Here is a 19,132-nt window from a genome sequence, read left to right as displayed (position 1 = left end):
CCCCCGCCGAGTCCAGCGAAGCATAGAAGAAATTATGCCAGCTCTGCAGCATGCTTCCCACCGCACTTGTATAGTACAGATTGACGTACTTGTCATTCCAGATCCCGTAGCCGTACAGAAATGCCGCAAGCAGCAATATGGCTGCAAGAACAGGCTCCGAGCCCAGCTTCCTGATTAATCTCATCCCATCCACTCTCCATCCGTTCATTGTTTCTCCGGCTGACAGCAAGCCTGTCGCTTCCTCTTCCGTACTGCCATTATGGCATCCCTACCTTAACTCATAATGAGTGCCCGCTGAATGTTTGCTGAACAGAGCAATCGGCTGCTCCGGACAGCCATATCCCCAGCGTTATGCGGAAGAGGCCCGGTGAAAGAGAACCGCCGATCGCTCATTCGCTTCGTTTAGGTAGAACTGGGGGGGGATTTCCTGCCAATCTGCAGGCTTCTTACTGAATTTCGCCCTGGAGGAGAGAAATAGACGCTATTGTGCAGGTATTTGCTGCTGTATCGCCGATATGAGGAGACTGGATAAGAAATGCCTGCGCTTTTGCAGGACAAGAGTCGGGGAGGAAGGCTTTACGAGTAAAAAGATGCATGTACGCTGTAATTCTTCATTCTTCGCAACCTTCCGATGCTGTCGGCCGCCACGGATGCGTTCAATAAATAGAGCCTCCGGTGGTATATATTGGTATAGATGCTATCCCGCTTGCTGCCCCTTCAAGACATAGGCCACCAAATCAAGCTGCATACAAGCAAATAAGCTCCCGCCGGCAGAGCGCCGGAAGCAGCTTAGGGTCTAACCCTCAATCCGGGAAGCCTTTCGTATTCCCGACTCCAACACAAACTCGGCGACCTGCCTCCAGTAGAATACCGGGAGCAGATCGCCGCTCAAGGCCCCTTTCTCTGACTGTCAGCTTGACAGAGCTACGGCGCACTGTTCATTCCCGCGCCATCGCCGCAAGCTTGTTCACCGTGTTCCAGTTGCGCGCCGTGGCGGATACGCCCATGATTTTCTCCAGGGGAACCTTGAACAGCGGCGAATCGCTTATCTTGGTCTTGTAGAGAATGTACATTTCCCTGCCGATGACGCGCAGCTTGTCCTCCCCGTCCTCATAGGGACGCAGCCGCTCCAGCGCTTCATCCGTAAGCTCTCCGGACAGAAAAGAGACATACAGCCGCTTGGAATCCTCCGCCCCGGCCAGCTCGAACGGGTTATTCGCAATGACCGCTTCCAGCTCTTCTGCGGTGCGGATCATCACGGACGCTTCGAAGCCGAAGGTATTCCGTATGCCTTGTTCAATGGCTTCCCCAAGCGCCTCCTCCCCGTTGCCTTCGCCGCCGAATACCACGTTTCCGCTCTGAATATAAGTCTTTACGTTCTGAAACCCGAGTGACTGAAGCATTGTCCTCAAGTCCTGCATCTTGACGATCTTGTTCCCTCCGACGTTGATGCCGCGGATCAGGGCAATATATTCGCTCAAGGAAAGACCTCCTTCCGTTTCTCCCGCTATTCCAGATCGATGCGCGTAAAATGCTCGACCGCCGGAAACGGGCAGTAATAATGATGCAGCAGCGCCTTCCACTCCAGGTACTGCGGGGATTCTCTGAACCGGATCGTATGATCCTCCAGGCTCCGCCCACGCACGAGCAGCAGGTATTTGTGATCGTCTTCCAGGCATTTTTGCAGCTCGTGGCCCAAATAGCCGTCGATGGAGGATATGAGGGGCGAAGCCTGCCTGAAGCTGTCTTCGAACGCCTCCGTCATTCCCTCCCTGATGTGCAGCATAGCCGCCTCCAGTATCATGTTCCTCCTCCTTTACGAACCCAGCGCTCTCCGAAAAAATTCATGCACCAAATTATTAACCACAATAAGCACCGCCAAAGACTCGTTGACGCTGCCGACCTCCAGCGAATGATTGGCTTCGTCGATTTTGTACAGCGACACGTTCGTTAGACCGCCGAGTCCCGCCGTATCCTCCTCGCTGAACAAGGGATCGCTTCCGCCGTATATGACTATGCCGCCCGAACGCTTGATGTAAGGAACGGCCTCCCGCAAGGGAGTCAGATAGAGGCAATCGACCTTTGCCGGTGAGTCTGCGGTTGCTGCGAGGCGGCCTGCGATGACCGTCCCGGTGCTTTTGCCGATAAAGAGCAGCCGTTTATAGCCGGCAACCAATGCGAGCGCCTGCGCGCATTCTTCCTCAAGGATGCCCATGTCCTCACGCTTCAGCTCGGTTCGCGCGCTATAGTAGCCATATTCGAGCAGCAGCAGATCGCAGCCGTGCTCCAGCGCGTTCTTGCCCGCATAATGCAGCAGAGGAAGCTCTGCCGGATAATTTCTCCCCGGAAAAACAACAACCAGCGTATCCGATCCCTGCAAATAGTGCTTGTGCCTGACTTCCCTGCCCCAATGGGAGGGCATCGTTATGTATTTCATCACCTTATCCGCCATGTTCCCTTCCACCTCCCGCCCTGATTGCTTCTCATTATACCTTTAATTGGCAGGGGGCGGAAATGATAAGCCCCGGATTTTCACAACAGGCTGCTTCAAGCAGGAGGGCTCTTTATGCATTCAGTCAAATCTTCCTCTCTCTGCTATAATCGAAGGATACAAGTCTTGGGGGAAAGGAGCGCCAGCAGAATGACGCCGTTCACGGAAAGAGTAATTCACATCATCCAGTCCATCCCCGAAGGGAGGGTGATGACCTATGGAGGGGTTGCGGCTGCGGCGGGAAGTCCGCGCGGGGCAAGGCAGGTTGTCCGCATTCTGCACTCCATGAGCCGCAGCCGCAAGCTTCCCTGGCACCGGATCATCAATGCGCAGGGAAGAATCTCGCTGGCGGACGGGGAATCCGGCGAGATTCAGCGGTTGTACCTTATAGGGGAAGGCGTCGAATTCGATGAGCGGGGAACGATCGATCTGAAGCGGTTCGGCTATGATCCCGGTCCGGCGGAATGACGAGGCTCCCCCTCTTCCTCCAGAAGCCTGTCAATTTCCCCGGCCGCTCGGTCCAGTCCTTCCCTGGCGGACAGATTCCCGAGAAAGATTTGATGCAGGTACACGGTGTATACCTCTCCAACTTGGCTCCAGTTCTTCACAGGAGGCCGGAGGAAAATATCATCAACCGCCTGGGCGTAAGGATAGAGATAAGATTCCCGGCTGACATTCAGCGCTTTAACCGCTTCCTTATTGGTCGGAATTAATCCGGCCTTGGCCATAATCAGCTGCCCTTCGACGCCTGTCATCCATTTCATAAAAGCCCACGCCTCGGCCGGATGCCTGCTCCCTTTCATCATGACCAAATTTTCACCGCCAATAATCGAGCTTGTTCCATTCCCTCTCGGAAACGGTACAGACAGAGTCTGTTTAAGAGCCTGTCTCTTGTCGGACTCTTTCAGCAAGCTGAAGAACCATGGCGCTTCATCGGTTAGCAGCATGCTTCCACTTCGTACCCTTGCCCAGTTATCCCGGTTCTGGGTCACCGCGGAGAGATGGATGAGCTTCTCCTTGTAGAGCTTCGCCAGCTTCTCCACCGCACGCACCGTGCTGTCGCTGTTCAGGAATCCGGAAGCCCTCGTGAAGCCGGCGTCCATAAACGAGCCGCCCAGACTGTACACGTACGGCAGGGTGTCCCAGACCTCCAGCCCCCCCAGTCCGATGATGTAATGCCGCTTGCGGGCCAGCTCCAGAATTTCATCCATCGTATCCGGGGGCTTTGAATACCCGGCCCGCGCCAGAAGCTCCCGGTTAAAGATAGTCAGCTTCGTATACAGATTGAGCGGAAGAGAGTAATACCGGTCATTGTAATGGCCTACGTTCATGGCCTTTTGATGAAAAGCGTCCTTCAGCTCATTGAAGCCCGGTAAGGCGTTTAACGGCTCAAGCAGCCCTTTATGCGAGAACTCCGGCACCCAGGTGATGTCCATCCTCACGATATCAGGCCCCCGGCCCGAGGAGGCTCGCGCAATCAAGCTGTATTTTAATTCGTTATTGTTAGCCAGGTTTATGCACTTGATCCGAATATCCGGATGACCCTTCTCAAAAGCGGGGATCATCTCCTGCATCAAAAGCCGGGTCTCCCTATCATTATACGTATGCCAGAAAATAACAACGGTCTTATCATTCCCGCGAAGGGTCTGTACGCTCTCCGGATTCGAGATCACGGATGTGCCTTCACATCCGGCCGTCAACAGCAGGATCAGAATCAAGGTTATCCAGCGTATGGGCAATTGAAGCTCTCTCCTTCCTTATTCGGCAAGAAATAGCTGACACCTCGTGCTTTCCCTGTATTCCATGGGAGTCAACCCCGTGCTTTTCTTGAATACCTTGCTGAAATATTTGACGTCCTTGAACCCGGCGGCTTTGGCCACATCGGAAATCCGGCTGTCAAGCTGCGTCAGCAGCCGCTTCGCTTCCCGAATCCGCAGCTCGATCAGATAGTCGATGAAGGTGCGCTCGGTTTGCTTTTTGAATAACAGGCTGAAATAGCTTTTGCTGAGATGAACCGTATCCGCCACGCTTTGCAGCGTCAGGTTCTCGGTATAATGGGAGGCGATGTACTCCAGCGCCTTCGTAATCAGCTGTCCGCCATACCCGTTGTCCAGCAATTTGGGAATGAACGATTTGCCGATTGCCTCCAGTTCGCCGGACATAAACGCCGCGAGCTGCTCCAATGTTTCGGTCTTGCGGAGCTGTTCATACCGTTCGGGAAGCAAGGCGCCGGTATCGGCATGGAGCCGGCAGGCTTCGGTAAGGAGGGAGATTGCCTCCTGCTGCACCTGCTCCGGACTCAGATTCATGCTCTTCCACCGCTCCATAGCCAAATCAACAGCGAATGAAGCCGGCTCTCCGCCGCGAATCATCTCGAAGAAGGGCTCCCAGTCATAGTCGTTCAGGGGGTCTGCCGCTGCAACATGGTTCTCCGCTTCTCTTGCCGTATATAATCCGCCGATCCCTTCGAAGAACCGTCTTTGACAGGCCGAACGGCTGCCGAAATATCCTGGCAGTATACGGCGTGCTCCTCTCTTGACGGCGAAGCCGACCGACGTGGAAATTCCCCACTCCGCTTCAACCCGCTCCTTCCACTGAAGAAGCCAGTTCCCGGCCTCTCTCTCCGGGTCGGGAAAGATCAGAAACAGGCTGCTCTCGGCAGCCAGCAGCGCGCTTCCCTCCTCCCAATGCTCATAGAATGCTTCCTGCAGCTCCTCCAGCAGCAGCTGAACATACAGGTATCCGTGATTTTCTTTCCATTCCTCTGCGGAATCGAGCATAAGATACACGCAGGCGTAGGAATGATCCAGCCATGACGGAACCCATATGGTTGAAGGGGATAAAGGCTGCTCTTGCACGATCAGCCTTTTGATTTCCTGCTCCGCGCGCTTTCGTTCCAGATACAGAGCGCTTTGCTGATACGATTTCAGTTCAACGACCTTTCTCCGTTCCTCCTCAAGCATGGAAATACTGCGGTGCAGAACGGCGAGAAGATCATCCCGCTGCAGCGTGAGCTTGAGCAAGTAATCGACCGCGCCAAGCTTGAGGCCTTCTTTTACATAATTAAAATCGCTGTAATTGCTGATCAGGATCACCTTGATCCAGGGGCACAGCGCAAGGGCCCGCCTCATCAGCTCAATGCCGTCCATGACAGGCATTTTGATATCCGTAATCAGGATATCGCAGCCCCGGCTCTCCAATCGGGCCAACGCCTCAGCGCCATTTGCACATTCTTCAACCGACGCCCCTTCCTTTTCCCAGTCGATAAATGCGCTGATCCCGTTACGGATGATGGGTTCATCGTCTACGATAAGTACTCTGTACATGGGTGTTTCCCCCGATCTGTTCATTCTTAGAGGATGCTTCGGAAAGAACTTGTAATACGATGCGCACCGCGGTTCCCTGTCCGGGCCTGCTTGTAAACGAACAAGTCCAGTTCCTGGCGTAATAAAGCCGCAGGATGTCGTAGATATGACGCAGGCCGATGCCGATTTCTCCATTTTCCGCCGCCGTCTCCAGCCTGTTCAGCACCTTCAGCTTGTCCTCTCCGATGCCCAAGCCGTCATCTTCCATAAGGAATTCCAGGTCCCTGTCATATTTTCGAATCCGGATCGATATCCGGCCATCCGTGTTCTTCGGTACGATCCCATGGAAGATAGCGTTTTCCACGAGCGGCTGCAGCAGCATCCGGGGGATAACAAGCTTCTCCGTGCCCGGCTCGACATCCAGCTCCAGCCAAAAGGTTCTTTCGTAGCGAAGCTCCAGAATGATCAAATACTTCCGGATAATATCCAGCTCCTCTTCTACCGTGATTCGGCTGCCGCTTTTGCCCATGTTCGCCTCAAGCAGATGATTAAGCGCCGATAAGACCTCGGATGCGCGGTCATTCTGCCTGGAGTCAATCAGCCACCGGAGCGTGCTGAGTGTGTTGTACAGGAAGTGCGGGTGAATCCGGTGCATAGCCGCGCGGAGCTCGGCGTGGTATTTCTCGCTCTGCTCGTCCTCCACCTGCTGCATTAAATTTTCGATCTTGAGCAGCATCTTGTTAAACTGTTTGCTCAGGAAGCCGATTTCATCGGAGGTCCGGACAGCCGCCCTGACCTGCAGATCACCGTTCTGAACGGACAGCATGCTTTGGGTCAGCTGCTTGACAGGCTGGGTTACCCATCTGGCAATAAACAGCCCGATTCCGATGGCGATCAGAGAAAATGCCGCCGAAGACAGCAGAATCCAGGTCTGGAGACGGTTTAGCGGCCCGCTGATTTCCGCAACCGGAACGGTGCCGACGATCATCCAGCCGTTGCTGAGCAGCTGCTTCACCCCGTAGTAGGGGACTCCGTTCTTGTGGAACTCGAACTCCACGGCGTTGTCGCCGACAATCCGCTTGTACAAATCCGGATTCTCCACCCGCTTGTTAATCATATCGAGGTTGGAGTCGATCATGATCCTCCCCTCGGAGTCGACAACGAAGAACTTGCCCGTCTTCCCAAGCTCCAGCTGCCGGATCGTGCCCACCACCGACTGCCCGTCCAAATGAACCTGCACCAGGCCGATCGTGCGCATCGTATTGAAATCCTTAAGGACCCTTGCTACCGGCAGAACCAGATCCGTATTGACCCCGCCTCCGCTGAAATGGTCGTATTGCAGGCCCTGCCAGACCAGCTCTCCATTTTTTCGTTTGGCCTCTTTGACCCATTCCTGGTCGGACAGCTGGATCTCTTTCAGCTTCTGATCGGAAAAGGTGCCGCTGCCCCAGCCCTTCCCCTCCTCTTTCAGCAGATAGACGATTTTGACGAAGGAATTGGAATAGACATAGTTGTTGAGCAGCGTATTGATATATTGAAAATTCCAGCTCTCTTCATATGACGGACTGTTGCCGAGCTTCATGGCCGCCCGCTGAATGTTCACATCGCCGGCGATGAAATCGGAGGTGTCGATCCCCACATCGAGAATGAAAGAGAGCGACTCCGCCGTCTGCTTCGCGATCTGGATCGTGGACTCGCGCACGTTCTTCTTGAGAATCGAGTCGGACAGCCAATAGAAGGACAGGCTGGTAAAGAGAGTCGGAATGATAATGACCAGCAGGAGGACCAGTATAATCTTGGAGGTAAAACGATTGGATACTCGTAATTTATGCAGCATACGGCCTCTCCCATTGTTGTTCTTAATTAAAAGTGTACAGAATATAAATCTGTATGCCAGTGGTATTTTTAGGAAGATCATCCTTTACTCCTTATATTCGATAACCGCCATGTCCCAATATTTCAGTCTGGGCAGCTTCCATTTCAGTCTGCCGTCCCGCTGTGTGAACTCCAAAGCCTGGGGCGAGCCGCCTCTGATATCAGGGGAAGCGAACCATACTTTGGCGACCGGCCGATCGGTTCGAACAGAAACGGACACATCCTCTCTCTCTGCGGGTTCGGTCTGCCTTCCCTGGTCGTCATTCCAGTCCATCGTGGAAGCATCCGTGAAATTGATGAAATGAAGGATGTCCTTGCCTTCCTTCCGTTTGGAGAAGGACCATACCTTCCCCTGCGAAGCCTGGTCCGAAATCGCCGTCTCCGGCGTCCCTTCGGCCTTCAGCCCGGATTCCTCCGTCCCGTCCCGAAGGAGATTCTGATAAGCTGTCAGAAAGTCGTAGTAGCTGATCAGCTGCGCCTCAAGCGCCGGGGAGATACGCAGATTCCGATGAGGGAAATATTCCTTGGACAGCATATTCTCTCCCAGCTCCAGATGCGAACCCCCCGAGGCAAAGATCACCGCGTCCGTCAGCAGAATCGCCGGGGTGTTGAACTCGCCGGGAGCATCGGAATAATGATAGTTCATATACGCGGCCAATACGGTGTTCAGCCGGTTCCCGCTATATGCGGAGTTCTGGTCAATCACTTCCTTCAGATTCTGGTAGCCGGGATGATTGCCCCATACCTCGGTATACAGAAATTTGACGGGAGCGTTACGGGCAATCTGCTCCTGGCCGAACTGGCCCACCGCGTTCATGACATAATCGACATTCAGCTGCTGCTTGGCCGCCTTCAAGAAAGCCTGATAGGTCCAGGCCAGGTCGACCGGGTTCCCGTCATAGGTCCACAGCTGGCCTCTGTCGCCCAATTGGTCTACATGCCAGCCGTCGAAGGGAAGCGTCTTGAACGTCTCGATTTCCTTCTCCGCCAAATAGTTCTGCCATTCCGGATTGGCGGGATCGTACATATAAATATCGCTCGCCCAATTATCCGGCAGAGGATGTTTATCCTGTTCGCCGTGGGCAGAGTCCTTGAACATTCCCCATTCTTTCTTCACCCCGTCCTTTTCCGCATCCTCATAGGCTCCGAAGAGCAAATTGTAGTTCATGGCCTTCATGCCGCGGCTGTGGGCAAGGCCGATATAGCTCTTCACCGTGTCAAACGATACCGGACGGCCCGCAATATCGGACCACTCCGCCGCAGGACGTCCGTCTTCGAAACGGATCGGCTCCTGGTGCTTGTACTGCCAATCGTAGAACTGGATACCGTTGATATGGAACCGGTTTAAGCGGTCGATTACCCGGCTTCTCTCATCCTCACTCATTTGCGGGAAATCGGCCAGATACCCGTAACGCGGGAACCGCCCCCAGTCGGAGGATACGTCGACGGCAATATTCATTTGATCGGCCGCCTGCTTGTCCTGAATATAGAAGACTTCGGCCAAATAACCTTGGCCTTCATCCTGCGGAGGATTCCAGTCCCACTCCAGCTCCTCTCCCTTCACCTTCAGCGTTGCTTCTTCTATAATGCGATCCATGTGCAAATAGCGGATATGTATCGTCCCGCCGGACACCGGACTCCGCAGCTTTAGATGAAACCGGACACTCTCTCCGGGCCGGTAAGCTGCTTTGTCGGTAGCCAGCTTCTCCAGCACGCCGCGCTCGATCCGGTCAACCTGCTGCGGACCCAAAACGATCTCCGAAGCATTCTCGCAAGCCGATATCAGCCAAATAACCGTCAAGAAGAGAGCAGCCGCGAGCTTTCGCATCGGCCTCATGTTCCTCATGTTCGTCACTCCCATGTCTGGTTTCAGTACATTATCGGAGAAAACACTCTCGGGATCAATTGGGACACGTACCTATTTTGGCTTCCCGCATCGCACGATTTTATTGACGCAGACACATTGTAACCGTTTTAATACGTTGGGGTGTCTTATTTTCGCGGAAGAGAGAAAGATATTGCACTCGCATGTTTTTACATGATTTGTATATTTATAGCTTGCTTTTCTTTCAACCGCATCGATTCGCCGGAAAAGGTGTTCTATTTTTCGATACACAGCAATATAAAAGGTTGACTTTAGCGCTCTCAATATAAATAAAAACCGGTTTAATAGACCACTGGAACTAGCCTCTCCCTGTTTATCCCAGTTAATTGGCAATTAATTACTAGAGAAGGAAGATGCAAGCAGATTGCGCCAAAAGGCATGATTCCCAGGCGTGGCGCTGGTTTAGCCGTAATTCACTCTATTTTTGAAAACGATTCCACAAATAAATTCAAGCCTCTGCATCCATCCCGTAGGAGGTTCTCCCCATTGTCCGGCCCCGGAGCCGCTTGCTACCTTGATAGAGGACGGGATGCCGGGCAAGCGGACGGCCGACTGTTCATATCTACCAACCCAATCGGAGAAGGAGAGAGTAATGTATGCGTAAAAAGGGAAAGTCTTTAAGCCTTCCTGGAAAACTGGCAAGGGCGGCCGTGTGCCTGAGCTTGCTGACAGGAACGGCTGCGGGTGTGCTTCCGGCCACCGTGGCGTTTGCGGAAACCCAGCCTGAGGCGGATACCCCGTTAAACAAACAGAATCTTCAGCCGTTATCCGTACAGTCGCTCGAAGCTTTGGACAATGGAGTGAAATTAAACCTGGGAGACTACCAGGGGTATATCCGGCTCTTCTCGGAGGACATGGCCAAAATCTCTGTGGTCAAAAACGGCGAAGCCGAATTTGTCTCCCCCGGAATTGCCAAGAAGGATTGGGGAACGCCCAGATTCAAATCCAGAGAAACAGATAAAGAATACATCCTTTCCACCGACGAACTCACTGTAAAAATCAACAAACAGCCGTTCGGCGTCAAATTCCTCGACAAGCAGGGGAACGTCATCAACGAAGACGCGGCGCAGGGGGTCGGCTATGAAGACGGCAAGCCTTATGTGTTCAAGAAGACGGATGCCACTGAGAACTTCTATGGCTTCGGCGAGCAATCCGGCGGGCTGAACAAGCGCGGCAAGAGCCTTGGCATGTGGAACACGGACGCTTATTCCTACAACAAGAACACCAAGTACCTGTACACATCCATTCCATTCTTCATCGGGCTGAAGGACAAAAAAGCCTACGGCATTTTCTTCGACAATACTTATCGCTCCTATTACGAAATGGCCAGCGAACAAGATGATTACTATTACTTCTACGCCAATGGCGGCGCACTTACTTACTACTTCATCAACGGTCCGGAAATCGGCGATGTGATCGACCGGTACACCGAGCTGACGGGTAAATCCGAGACGCCTCCAATGTGGTCCCTGGGCTTCCATCAAAGTAAGTGGGGCTATACACCGGAAGAACTCGTGGATGTGGCCAAAACCTACCGCGAGAAAAAAATCCCGCTCGACACGATGCATTTTGATATCGACTACATGGACGGATACCGCGTGTTCACCTGGAACGACCAGTATAAGCAAGCGCTGAAGACGCTGAAAAATGAAGGCTTCCGCGCGATCACGATCAACGATCCGGCCGTCAAGCAGGACGAGAACTACCGCATGTATCAGGAAGGAACCGCCAACAATTACTGGGCGAACAATCCGGACGGCACTACCTTCTTCGGCGATGTATGGCCGGGCAGATCCGCCTTCCCGAACTTCCTGAAGTCGGATGTGCGCAACTGGTGGGCGAACAATCTCGGAACACTCTTGAATGAGGGCGTCGACGGGATCTGGAATGACATGAACGAGCCTGCCGTATTTGACGGTCCTTTCCATACGATGCCGCTGGATATCGTGTTCGAAGGCGACAACGGGGAGAAGAAGCTGCATACGGAAGTCCACAATCTTTATGGACATCTTGAAACCGAAGCGACTTACAACGGCTTCCTCAAAAATAAACCGAACACCCGTCCGTTCGTGTTAACCCGCGACATGTACGCAGGAACGCAGCGCTACGCGGCGCTCTGGACCGGCGACAACGTAAGTAACTGGGAGCATCTGCAAATGTCGATTCCGATGAACTCCAATGTCGGCTTGTCCGGTGTACCGTTTGTCGGCAATGATATCGGCGGCTTTGCGAAATCGCCAGGCAATGTTCCGACGCCTGAACTGTTCGCAAGATGGATCGAGGTCGGCGCCTTCCTGCCGTTTGCACGCGACCACTACGACAACAGTGCGAAATCTGGACTGGCAGGCGGGCAAGAGCCTTGGAATTTCGGCAAAGAGGTTGAGGATATTAGCCGCAAATATATCTCCATGCGTTATGAGCTGCTGCCTTACCTGTACAACCAGTTCAAGGAATCGGCGGAGAACGGTCAACCGGTTCAACAACCGCTCGTGTACCAGTTCCAGGACGACGCGAAGACGTATAACATCGAGGATCAGTTTATGTTCGGTGATTCGGTGATGCTTGCGCCTGTAGTTAAAGAAGGCCAAACGAGCCGTGAAGTGTATCTTCCGGCCGGCGAGACATGGGTCGATTACTGGACTGGCAAATCGTACGAAGGCAACCAGACGATCACGGTTAAAGCCGATCTTGGAACACTGCCTATTTTCGTGAAAAACAATTCGATCATCCCCCGTCAGGAAGTGGAGCAATCCACCGACGAGAAGAAGCTGGAAAATCTGATCCTCGACACCTATCTGGACGATGAAGCCAGCTACAGCTTCTACGAGGACGATTCCGAGACTCTGGATTACAAGCAGGGCGAATTCAATATTACTAATTTCAAGGTGGAGAAGAAGGGCAACCATATCGAGTTCGAGCAGGACAAGAAAGCTCAAAACTACGATTCCGCCATCAAGTCCTATACGCTTAAGTTGCACGATGCCGAGCAGCCGAAGAAAGTTCAGGCGGCCAAACATAAATATGACCAGGTCGGCAGCCTGGAGCAGCTGAACGGGCAGGAAAGCGGCTACTACTTCGACTCGGCGGAACAAGTTCTGTATGTCAAGATCCCGGCCGACGAAGACCGCGGTGTAAAAATTCAATAATACGATTCACGGTTATTGCCGGAGGAACAGTAGAACGGGTAAGCGTCTTCGGCTTCACCCGTTTTACTGTTCCTTAAGGCGATGCCGCAGCCATCCGAGCCAGACTTCGAAGAAATGAGCGTGCCTAATATGAAATACACAAAAACAGTTACCGCCGCAGTCCTTTCCCTGTCGTTATTGACTCTTCCGCTTGTCCAACCTGTACATACCGCGTTTGCTGAAAAAGTCACCAACGGACAAACGAAAAGCCGGAACAGCGGCAAGGCCCAGCCCGCTAAAGCCGCATGGGACAAAAGCACCCTAAGCTTTACCGTCGAAGAAACGACCTATACCGGAATTTCGGCGACCGTTATAAACGACGGCTCCGGGATGCAGGGTGAAACAATCTATGAAGTATACCGCAGCGATACCGGTAATCCGAAGAACGGCGAGGTTGTTGCCTCGGGCGTAATCAAGGCGCTGGCTCCCGGAAAGTCGCAGGTGCTGACCTTCACGCCGGCTGTGCTGGAGCAAGGCAACTATATGTTCAAAGCCGGTCAGCGTCCGGGTCATCCGGGAACAGGTGTACTATGGAGCGGTTCCATTACCGTAGAGGAAACCCGTCAAGCCGCTGAACCGGTCCAGCCCGAGCGTCCGTTCGATCAGTATTTCAACTCCGATGTTCAGGGAGGAACGGCGACGTTTACGGTCCCTGAAGGCATCGGGGAAATCCGGATCAGCTTCTCCAGCTATGTCTATCCGGAAGGCGTTGTTCCCCAGGAAGACGGCAAGCCCTATGAGAATCAGCGCGTATACGACAACGTGACCCGAACCTATGGTCCGGGAACGCATACTGTACAAGTCGACCTGCCGGAATCCGGCTATTGGCAGACCGATCTGTATCTGGGAACGGTAGTCGAAACGTTGACGGAAAGCGGACATTCCCTGGATACGATCATTGACGCCGATTACGGTTCTGCAAATTAAGATGCAAAGCCCCATTATTTTTAAGGAAGAGAGGTTTCAACGATGAAAAAAATAACATCCATGGCCTTAACCCTGCCCCTGCTGTTCAGCTTCGCCTCGGGCGCTCTTGCCCAGCCGCATGCGCAAAGCGATTCCAGCCTTGGCGTCTATTACGAGATTTACGTCAATTCCTTCTATGACTCCAACAAAGACGGAAACGGCGACCTGAACGGCATCCTGCAAAAGCTTGACTATCTCAATGACGGAAATCCGCATACGAAGAAGGATTTGGGCGTCGATTCGCTGTGGCTGATGCCGATCAGCCCTTCCCCCAGCTATCATAAATACGATACGACCGATTTCTACAGTGTAGATCCGGCGTACGGCACCACGGAAGATTTCCGCAAGCTGACGCAAGAAGCGCATAAACGGGGAATGAAAGTGACGATCGACCTTGCGCTCAACCACACGAGCAACAAGCACCCGTGGTTTCAGGAAGCTGCCAGGGACAAGAACAGCCCGTACCGGGATTATTATATCTGGGCCGACGAGAACACTGACCTGAATGAAAAAGGGCCGTGGGGACAGCAGCTCTGGCACGAGTCGTATCCGGGTTCCGGGGACTACTATTATGCGCTGTTCGTAGATTTCATGCCGGATTTGAACTTTGACAATCCCAAGGTGCGTGAAGAAATGATCCATGTCGGCAAGCATTGGCTGAATCAGGGAGCCGACGGCTTCCGCCTCGACGCGGCCATGCACATTTACAGCAAGCCGGATGAGGTGGATAAGAACGTCGCATGGTGGGATGAATTCAAGCGGGGACTGGCCGAAGTGAAGCCGGATGTTTATCTGGTCGGCGAGGTGTGGGACCGCCCGTACAATATAGCGCCTTACTACAAAGCGCTGGATTCTTCCTTCGACTTCGACCTGTCGTCGAAGATTCTGGACGCCGCGCAGAACGGTTCGGATAACGGGCTGGCTGCCTTTGCTGCGGATACCCTGAACCTCTACAGCAAATACGCCGATAACCCTATCGACGCCCCATTCCTGACCAATCACGATCAGGTACGTACAATGTCCTTACTGAACGGGGACGTGAATAAAGCCAAAACCGCCGCCTCCATTCTGCTCACCCTGCCGGGCAATCCGTTCATTTACTATGGTGAGGAAATCGGCATGCTCGGGGAGAAGCCGGATGAGAATATCCGCGAGCCGTTCCGGTGGTATCCCGGAAGCGGAGAAGGGCAGACCACTTGGGAGCCTTCCCGCGACAATTCAGGTCCGGACGCCGTCTCCGTCGAGGCCCAGGAGAAGGATAAGGAGTCTCTCCTCACCCATTACAAGGAGCTCATTCGCATCCGTCATGAGAGTCCGGCCTTAATGAAAGGCGACATTCAGGAACTGCCGACCGGAGACAGCCGCATTGTGGGATATACCCGAACCTTTGGGGATGACTCCGTGCTCGTTCTGCATAATCTGAGCGGCGAGCAGGTAACCATCCAAGTCTCCCGTGAAGAATGGAGCGAGCGAAAGCTTGATTTTTCCACTTCCAATGGTGTTAAAGCCAAGAAATCCGGCGATCAGCTGAGCATCACCATCCCAGGTTATACGACCTGCGGCTTGAAATAACCTGCTAAAGCCTGCCTGCCGGAAACGGCAAGCAGGCTTTCTCTCCATTCGCCCGGCTTAGGTTCTGCTTACCACGGCCTGCGCCCAAACTGAAGTCCGCCCCCCTCATGGCCTCGTCCCCCGCTGCCGCGCGCATTCAGCAGACTGTACAGCGTGGCATAAATGACGAGCAGCACCAGCGCGATGAACAGGCTGAAGAAGACGGACTGGCGGTTCACGCTGTCCAGCATGAGCTGATACAGACGGTGCCTGTCGGTCAGCACATCCCAGCTGTTCAGGCGGTAGACCCGGCCCAGCAGCACCCCGTACCCTCCGAGAACGCAGGCGGCCAGCACGAACAGCCAGGACATCACAAGGCCGGCCTTGCGCCAGATGACCGTCTGAAATTGATACAGCGAGAAGAAGCCCGTCAGCCACGCGGTCCAGGTGAACAGCAGCAGCATGGCGAGATCATACCAGAACCGGCTCTGGACGACGCCGCCAACAATATAAATCCCGCTGCGAATCGTCAAATGAAGCAGGTCGGTCATTATATACGGGGCATTGGGGAAGAAGACCAGCCAGGCCGCTCCGAGCGGAAACAGCAGCAGACTGCGCGAGTTCCGTTTATAAAGTGCATGCGCCGCCAGCGAGAACAGAAACGGCAGCCAGGCCAGAAACAGGTTCCAGATCAAGAACTTGTAGAAATCATCGGTCCTCAGCGAAACTATGCCATACACGGCCAGCGTTGCCAGCGTAAGCCCGGCAAGCAGCAGAAATACCTTCGGATAATTCAGCTCCTTCATTGGTTGCATTCTCCTTATCTGCGATTATGAAGTATAGAAGTATATTACCCCATTGTATTATAGCATTGATGCTACACTTCAAAAGATGATCCGATACTGTTCATGATTCCTGCATATATTGACAAACGAATCAGTATCAACCACATGTTGATGAAAGGTTGAAGTCTGATCGGCGAAATATTCGATATATAGTGATGACCTTTTATTGGGGCGCAGCGATGGAATCTGCTCAAGTGAAAGGCTGCCCGCTTTTATAGCACCAAACATGGAAACATCCGTGGTTAAAAATGAGATGGGAGGTGATTGCAGGATTCCGAGTTCCAAAGGCTGGTTGTTTGCTTCTTTTAAGATTCTGTCTTTCAATGCAATAATGCCAAAATCGCTTGAGGCAATTGATATATTCCCAATTTGCGTTGGATAATGAGACAACAGACAGAAGCATAGAGAAAGTATCGAAACCTCTCCAGCATTTTTCTTTGTAATCAAGGTACCCGTTTGTCGAGTAAAGAAACCCTGATTGTAATATTCGTCAATCCAATTGTCAGAAAGCTCGTCCACCTCAAGTTTACGATAGCAATTAAAAAATCTCTGCGACTCCGAGAACGGGGAAGCAACCCGAAATAACTCCATTAGTCGTTTGTCACTATAACCCAACATCGGTAAATAATCATCGGTTTCTTCAATAATGATGGTCGGAACAGGAATACTCGCAATATAGTGAGCTTTGCCCTCATGATGCGAATATTCCGCATGAACCCAACCTGGAATTAGAACTACATCGTAGGGACGAAAAATATCTGATTGAGGAAACAACCGTTCATGCTGATAATAAAACTGAATATTGTTTGTATCCAAAATCAGTATTCTTGCCTTTGCAGCCCCTCTTAACGATGCTTCGATTCTACTGTAATTACCCATCCAACCGCCCCTTTAAGTCCCGTTGAATCGCTTTATATTTTTCCTCCCATCCCATCACCACTTTCAGATTATCTTTATACAACTCCACATCAGGATGGCGTTCAATTTCCTCTTTAATCGCTTGTTTAATTGAAGACATGTTTATAACAAGAGAAGGCTTCATAAGCGTATCATCCAAAGAATATTCTTGGAAAATAGCCGACCATTCATTTGTTGCCAATTGTTTATCAAAATGCAATTTGATTTGAGTTTGAAGATGATCGTTATTACTTTTCTTTGCCATTTGATACAATTGAATCAAAACGGCCTTGTACGGTGCTTTGAAGGACTTCATGCAATGTACGACTTTAATCAGAAAGTCATTATACTTCAACGAATGAAAATAATCGTACAAATCAGAATATCCGAAGATCATCTGACTTGCAAAGTAATCCGCCTTGCGCTCGTTCAAATCAAATTCAGTTGTGATTTCATAACTGTTTTCCTGATGGCGCTTGATTTCCTCTTGTTCGGTCAGATGGTAAATTTCGTGCCAATAAATGAAATATTGATATAAACGGGGTTGCGCCGTGTTGATAATTGGGACCATCCATCCATTGCCAAATCTCCGAATAGCCCCGCCCCAATTCTCATCCGGTATCGGAACTTCAATCAGGTTGTGTTCTCTCAAAATCTCTAACCCTTGTTGTTCGATGGGAAGTGATTTCCATTTAATCCGCCATCTCTCAATAAATTGAATATGAGCTTCAACTTCTTTAGCAATTTGCTCGTTGCGCTCTATCGTCTCGTCTAAATTTCCACTGGTGATTCTCACTCCTTGAGAACACCTCCTCATTTCAAGTACATGGAATAAATATCAAGCACATTATCCAAGCCCTCCAGCAATTCTCTTGCTTGAGGGCTTCGCTCAGAACCACTGCCATGGTCCGAAAATGCATAAAACGGAAGCGCAGGGGAGAAGGCAACAGGTTGAGCAGTCAGAAAAAAATCCTCTCTTAATCCGAATACTTCGTTAATTTTTGTAATTTGGGCATTATACGTAGTTTGGTTTGGACTTTCGCACTTTAAAATCTGGTCGATAGTTGGCCGAGATATGCCTGTGAGTTTGGATAAGGATAATTTGGAGTAACCCTTCAATCGAATAAAAGTGATTAGATTTTGGGCTACTGTATCTTGATGTTCGAAAAAGTTGATCGTCACGTTTTAACACCTCACTCTTTTATATATTCATTATATTTCTCTCCCCACTACTTTGTAAAACTAATTTTTACAAATTGTAAAAATTAGTTTTAGTATCCGCTTAGCTTGGTCATTTTATGCCCACTCTTAAAAAACTTGGATATTTTTAAATTTACAGGCCATGAGGATTGGCTCAATTGTTCACCTATTCAAGAGGCAGAACAATGAACAGAAGGATTCAACCGCTTTTGCAATGAGGAACGGATTCTATTAAAGCTGAATAAGCTGACTCCGATTGAGTATCGGCGTCAGCTTATAGCTCAGGGTCTTTTTCAACTCTCTACAAATTGGGCCTTGACCACGCAGCCCCCGGGCTTGTCTCCCGTTTATCCTGGAAATCATACTTCGCCTCGTCAGCGGGCGGCCTCCGCCTTGGAGCGGCCCTTGAAGCCGAGCAGGCCGGGCGCTTCGTCATAGCCGGACAGAGCGGCGCACTCCCGGAAGGCGGCGTGCCGGCAGCCGACGCACCGCTCCCTGGAAATGGCGCGCAGCGCTTCATTAATCGCTTCCCCCGTATGATCGTAGAAGCTTGCGGCGCCGATCCGCTCGTACAGGCCCGTCTTCCGGAGCAGCTCAAGCGGCTGGGGCTGGATGCAGGAGATGATCAGCTTCCCGCCCGACTGCTCCAGATGCTTGACGAGTCCCGCCAGATTGCTCTCCCCCGTGGTGTCGATGAACGGCACCTTGCTCATCCGCAGCAGAACCACCCTTGGCTGATCCGGCCCCGCTCCGGGCATCGTATGCTCGAAGCGGTAGGCAGCCCCGAAGAACAGCGGGCCTTCCACGTTGTAAATCCCGATCTGCGGGCAATCATGCTCCTTCGAAACCATGTGCGGCCCCACTTTGACCGATTCCGGATCGGGCAGCACCTTGGACACGAGATGAACCTCGCCCATCCGCTTGACGAACAG

17 protein-coding genes are annotated in these 19,132 nt (G+C 52.1%); 4 read left to right on the top strand and 13 right to left on the bottom strand.

The window, feature by feature from the left end; translation table 11 throughout:
* From L692_RS29990 to L692_RS0123110, 4 genes are all read right to left on the bottom strand, one after another.
* Positions 1-184: hypothetical protein (locus tag L692_RS29990; RefSeq protein ID WP_156940563.1), on the bottom strand; the 184-nt coding region annotated here is incomplete at its 3' end.
* Between the two features lie 754 nt (positions 185-938).
* On the bottom strand, positions 939-1,481 hold the full coding sequence (locus L692_RS0123120) for a DUF1697 domain-containing protein (protein WP_025702334.1): 543 nt from the start codon (positions 1,479-1,481) through the stop codon (positions 939-941).
* Between the two features lie 26 nt (positions 1,482-1,507).
* Entirely contained in the window at positions 1,508-1,804 is a 297-nt protein-coding gene (locus L692_RS0123115) for an antibiotic biosynthesis monooxygenase family protein (protein ID WP_025702333.1), read from the bottom strand.
* A gap of 12 nt (positions 1,805-1,816) precedes the next feature.
* Positions 1,817-2,452: an alpha/beta hydrolase gene (locus L692_RS0123110; protein WP_025702332.1), complete on the bottom strand. Its 636-nt coding sequence runs from the start codon at positions 2,450-2,452 to the stop codon at positions 1,817-1,819.
* A 189-nt stretch (positions 2,453-2,641) separates the two neighbouring features.
* Between L692_RS0123110 and L692_RS0123105 the strand changes: the two genes are divergently transcribed.
* Positions 2,642-2,959: an MGMT family protein gene (locus L692_RS0123105; RefSeq protein ID WP_025702331.1), complete on the top strand. Its 318-nt coding sequence runs from the start codon at positions 2,642-2,644 to the stop codon at positions 2,957-2,959.
* Here L692_RS0123105 and L692_RS0123100 read toward each other — a convergent pair.
* From L692_RS0123100 to L692_RS0123085, 4 genes are all read right to left on the bottom strand, one after another.
* Complete coding sequence (locus tag L692_RS0123100; RefSeq protein WP_025702330.1) at positions 2,935-4,230, bottom strand: extracellular solute-binding protein; 1,296 nt, start codon at positions 4,228-4,230, stop codon at positions 2,935-2,937. The two genes, L692_RS0123105 and L692_RS0123100, sit on opposite strands and share 25 nt — an antisense overlap.
* A gap of 18 nt (positions 4,231-4,248) precedes the next feature.
* Positions 4,249-5,817: a response regulator gene (locus L692_RS0123095; protein ID WP_025702329.1), complete on the bottom strand. Its 1,569-nt coding sequence runs from the start codon at positions 5,815-5,817 to the stop codon at positions 4,249-4,251.
* The gene (locus tag L692_RS0123090) at positions 5,789-7,633 is read right to left on the bottom strand and encodes a cache domain-containing sensor histidine kinase (protein ID WP_025702328.1); all 1,845 of its coding nucleotides are present in this window, start codon (positions 7,631-7,633) and stop codon (positions 5,789-5,791) included. Before L692_RS0123090 ends, L692_RS0123095 begins: the two co-directional genes overlap by 29 nt.
* A gap of 84 nt (positions 7,634-7,717) precedes the next feature.
* Positions 7,718-9,517, bottom strand: coding sequence for a glycoside hydrolase family 66 protein (locus tag L692_RS0123085; protein WP_051503568.1), 1,800 nt, complete (start codon positions 9,515-9,517; stop codon positions 7,718-7,720).
* A gap of 635 nt (positions 9,518-10,152) precedes the next feature.
* Here L692_RS0123085 and L692_RS0123080 point away from each other — a divergent pair.
* The 3 genes from L692_RS0123080 to L692_RS0123070 all read left to right on the top strand — a co-directional run bounded on the left by L692_RS0123080 (position 10,153) and on the right by L692_RS0123070 (position 15,279).
* On the top strand, positions 10,153-12,702 hold the full coding sequence (locus tag L692_RS0123080) for a glycoside hydrolase family 31 protein (RefSeq protein ID WP_025702326.1): 2,550 nt from the start codon (positions 10,153-10,155) through the stop codon (positions 12,700-12,702).
* Between the two features lie 129 nt (positions 12,703-12,831).
* Positions 12,832-13,668, top strand: a complete 837-nt coding sequence (locus tag L692_RS0123075; protein WP_025702325.1) for a hypothetical protein — start codon at positions 12,832-12,834, stop codon at positions 13,666-13,668.
* A 42-nt stretch (positions 13,669-13,710) separates the two neighbouring features.
* Positions 13,711-15,279, top strand: a complete 1,569-nt coding sequence (locus tag L692_RS0123070; RefSeq protein WP_025702324.1) for an alpha-amylase family glycosyl hydrolase — start codon at positions 13,711-13,713, stop codon at positions 15,277-15,279.
* A 68-nt stretch (positions 15,280-15,347) separates the two neighbouring features.
* On the opposite strand, the gene L692_RS0123065 is transcribed toward L692_RS0123070, so the two are convergent.
* The 5 genes from L692_RS0123065 to L692_RS29985 all read right to left on the bottom strand — a co-directional run.
* On the bottom strand, positions 15,348-16,064 hold the full coding sequence (locus L692_RS0123065; protein ID WP_025702323.1) for a DUF1361 domain-containing protein: 717 nt from the start codon (positions 16,062-16,064) through the stop codon (positions 15,348-15,350).
* A 78-nt stretch (positions 16,065-16,142) separates the two neighbouring features.
* Positions 16,143-16,982, bottom strand: coding sequence for a hypothetical protein (locus tag L692_RS0123060; protein ID WP_025702322.1), 840 nt, complete (start codon positions 16,980-16,982; stop codon positions 16,143-16,145).
* Complete coding sequence (locus L692_RS0123055; RefSeq protein ID WP_025702321.1) at positions 16,975-17,796, bottom strand: ImmA/IrrE family metallo-endopeptidase; 822 nt, start codon at positions 17,794-17,796, stop codon at positions 16,975-16,977. Before L692_RS0123055 ends, L692_RS0123060 begins: the two co-directional genes overlap by 8 nt.
* 17 nt (positions 17,797-17,813) lie before the next feature.
* Entirely contained in the window at positions 17,814-18,182 is a 369-nt protein-coding gene (locus L692_RS0123050) for a hypothetical protein (RefSeq protein WP_025702320.1), read from the bottom strand.
* A 392-nt stretch (positions 18,183-18,574) separates the two neighbouring features.
* A partial coding sequence (locus L692_RS29985) for an STAS domain-containing protein (protein WP_036725152.1) occupies positions 18,575-19,132 on the bottom strand: 558 nt, incomplete at its 5' end.

It is taken from the genome of Paenibacillus forsythiae T98 (assembly GCF_000520735.1).
Taxonomy (GTDB): domain Bacteria; phylum Bacillota; class Bacilli; order Paenibacillales; family Paenibacillaceae; genus Paenibacillus_AQ; species Paenibacillus_AQ forsythiae.
Note: the sequence above shows the minus strand (reverse complement) of the source record. Positions and strands in the feature narration are given on the sequence as shown.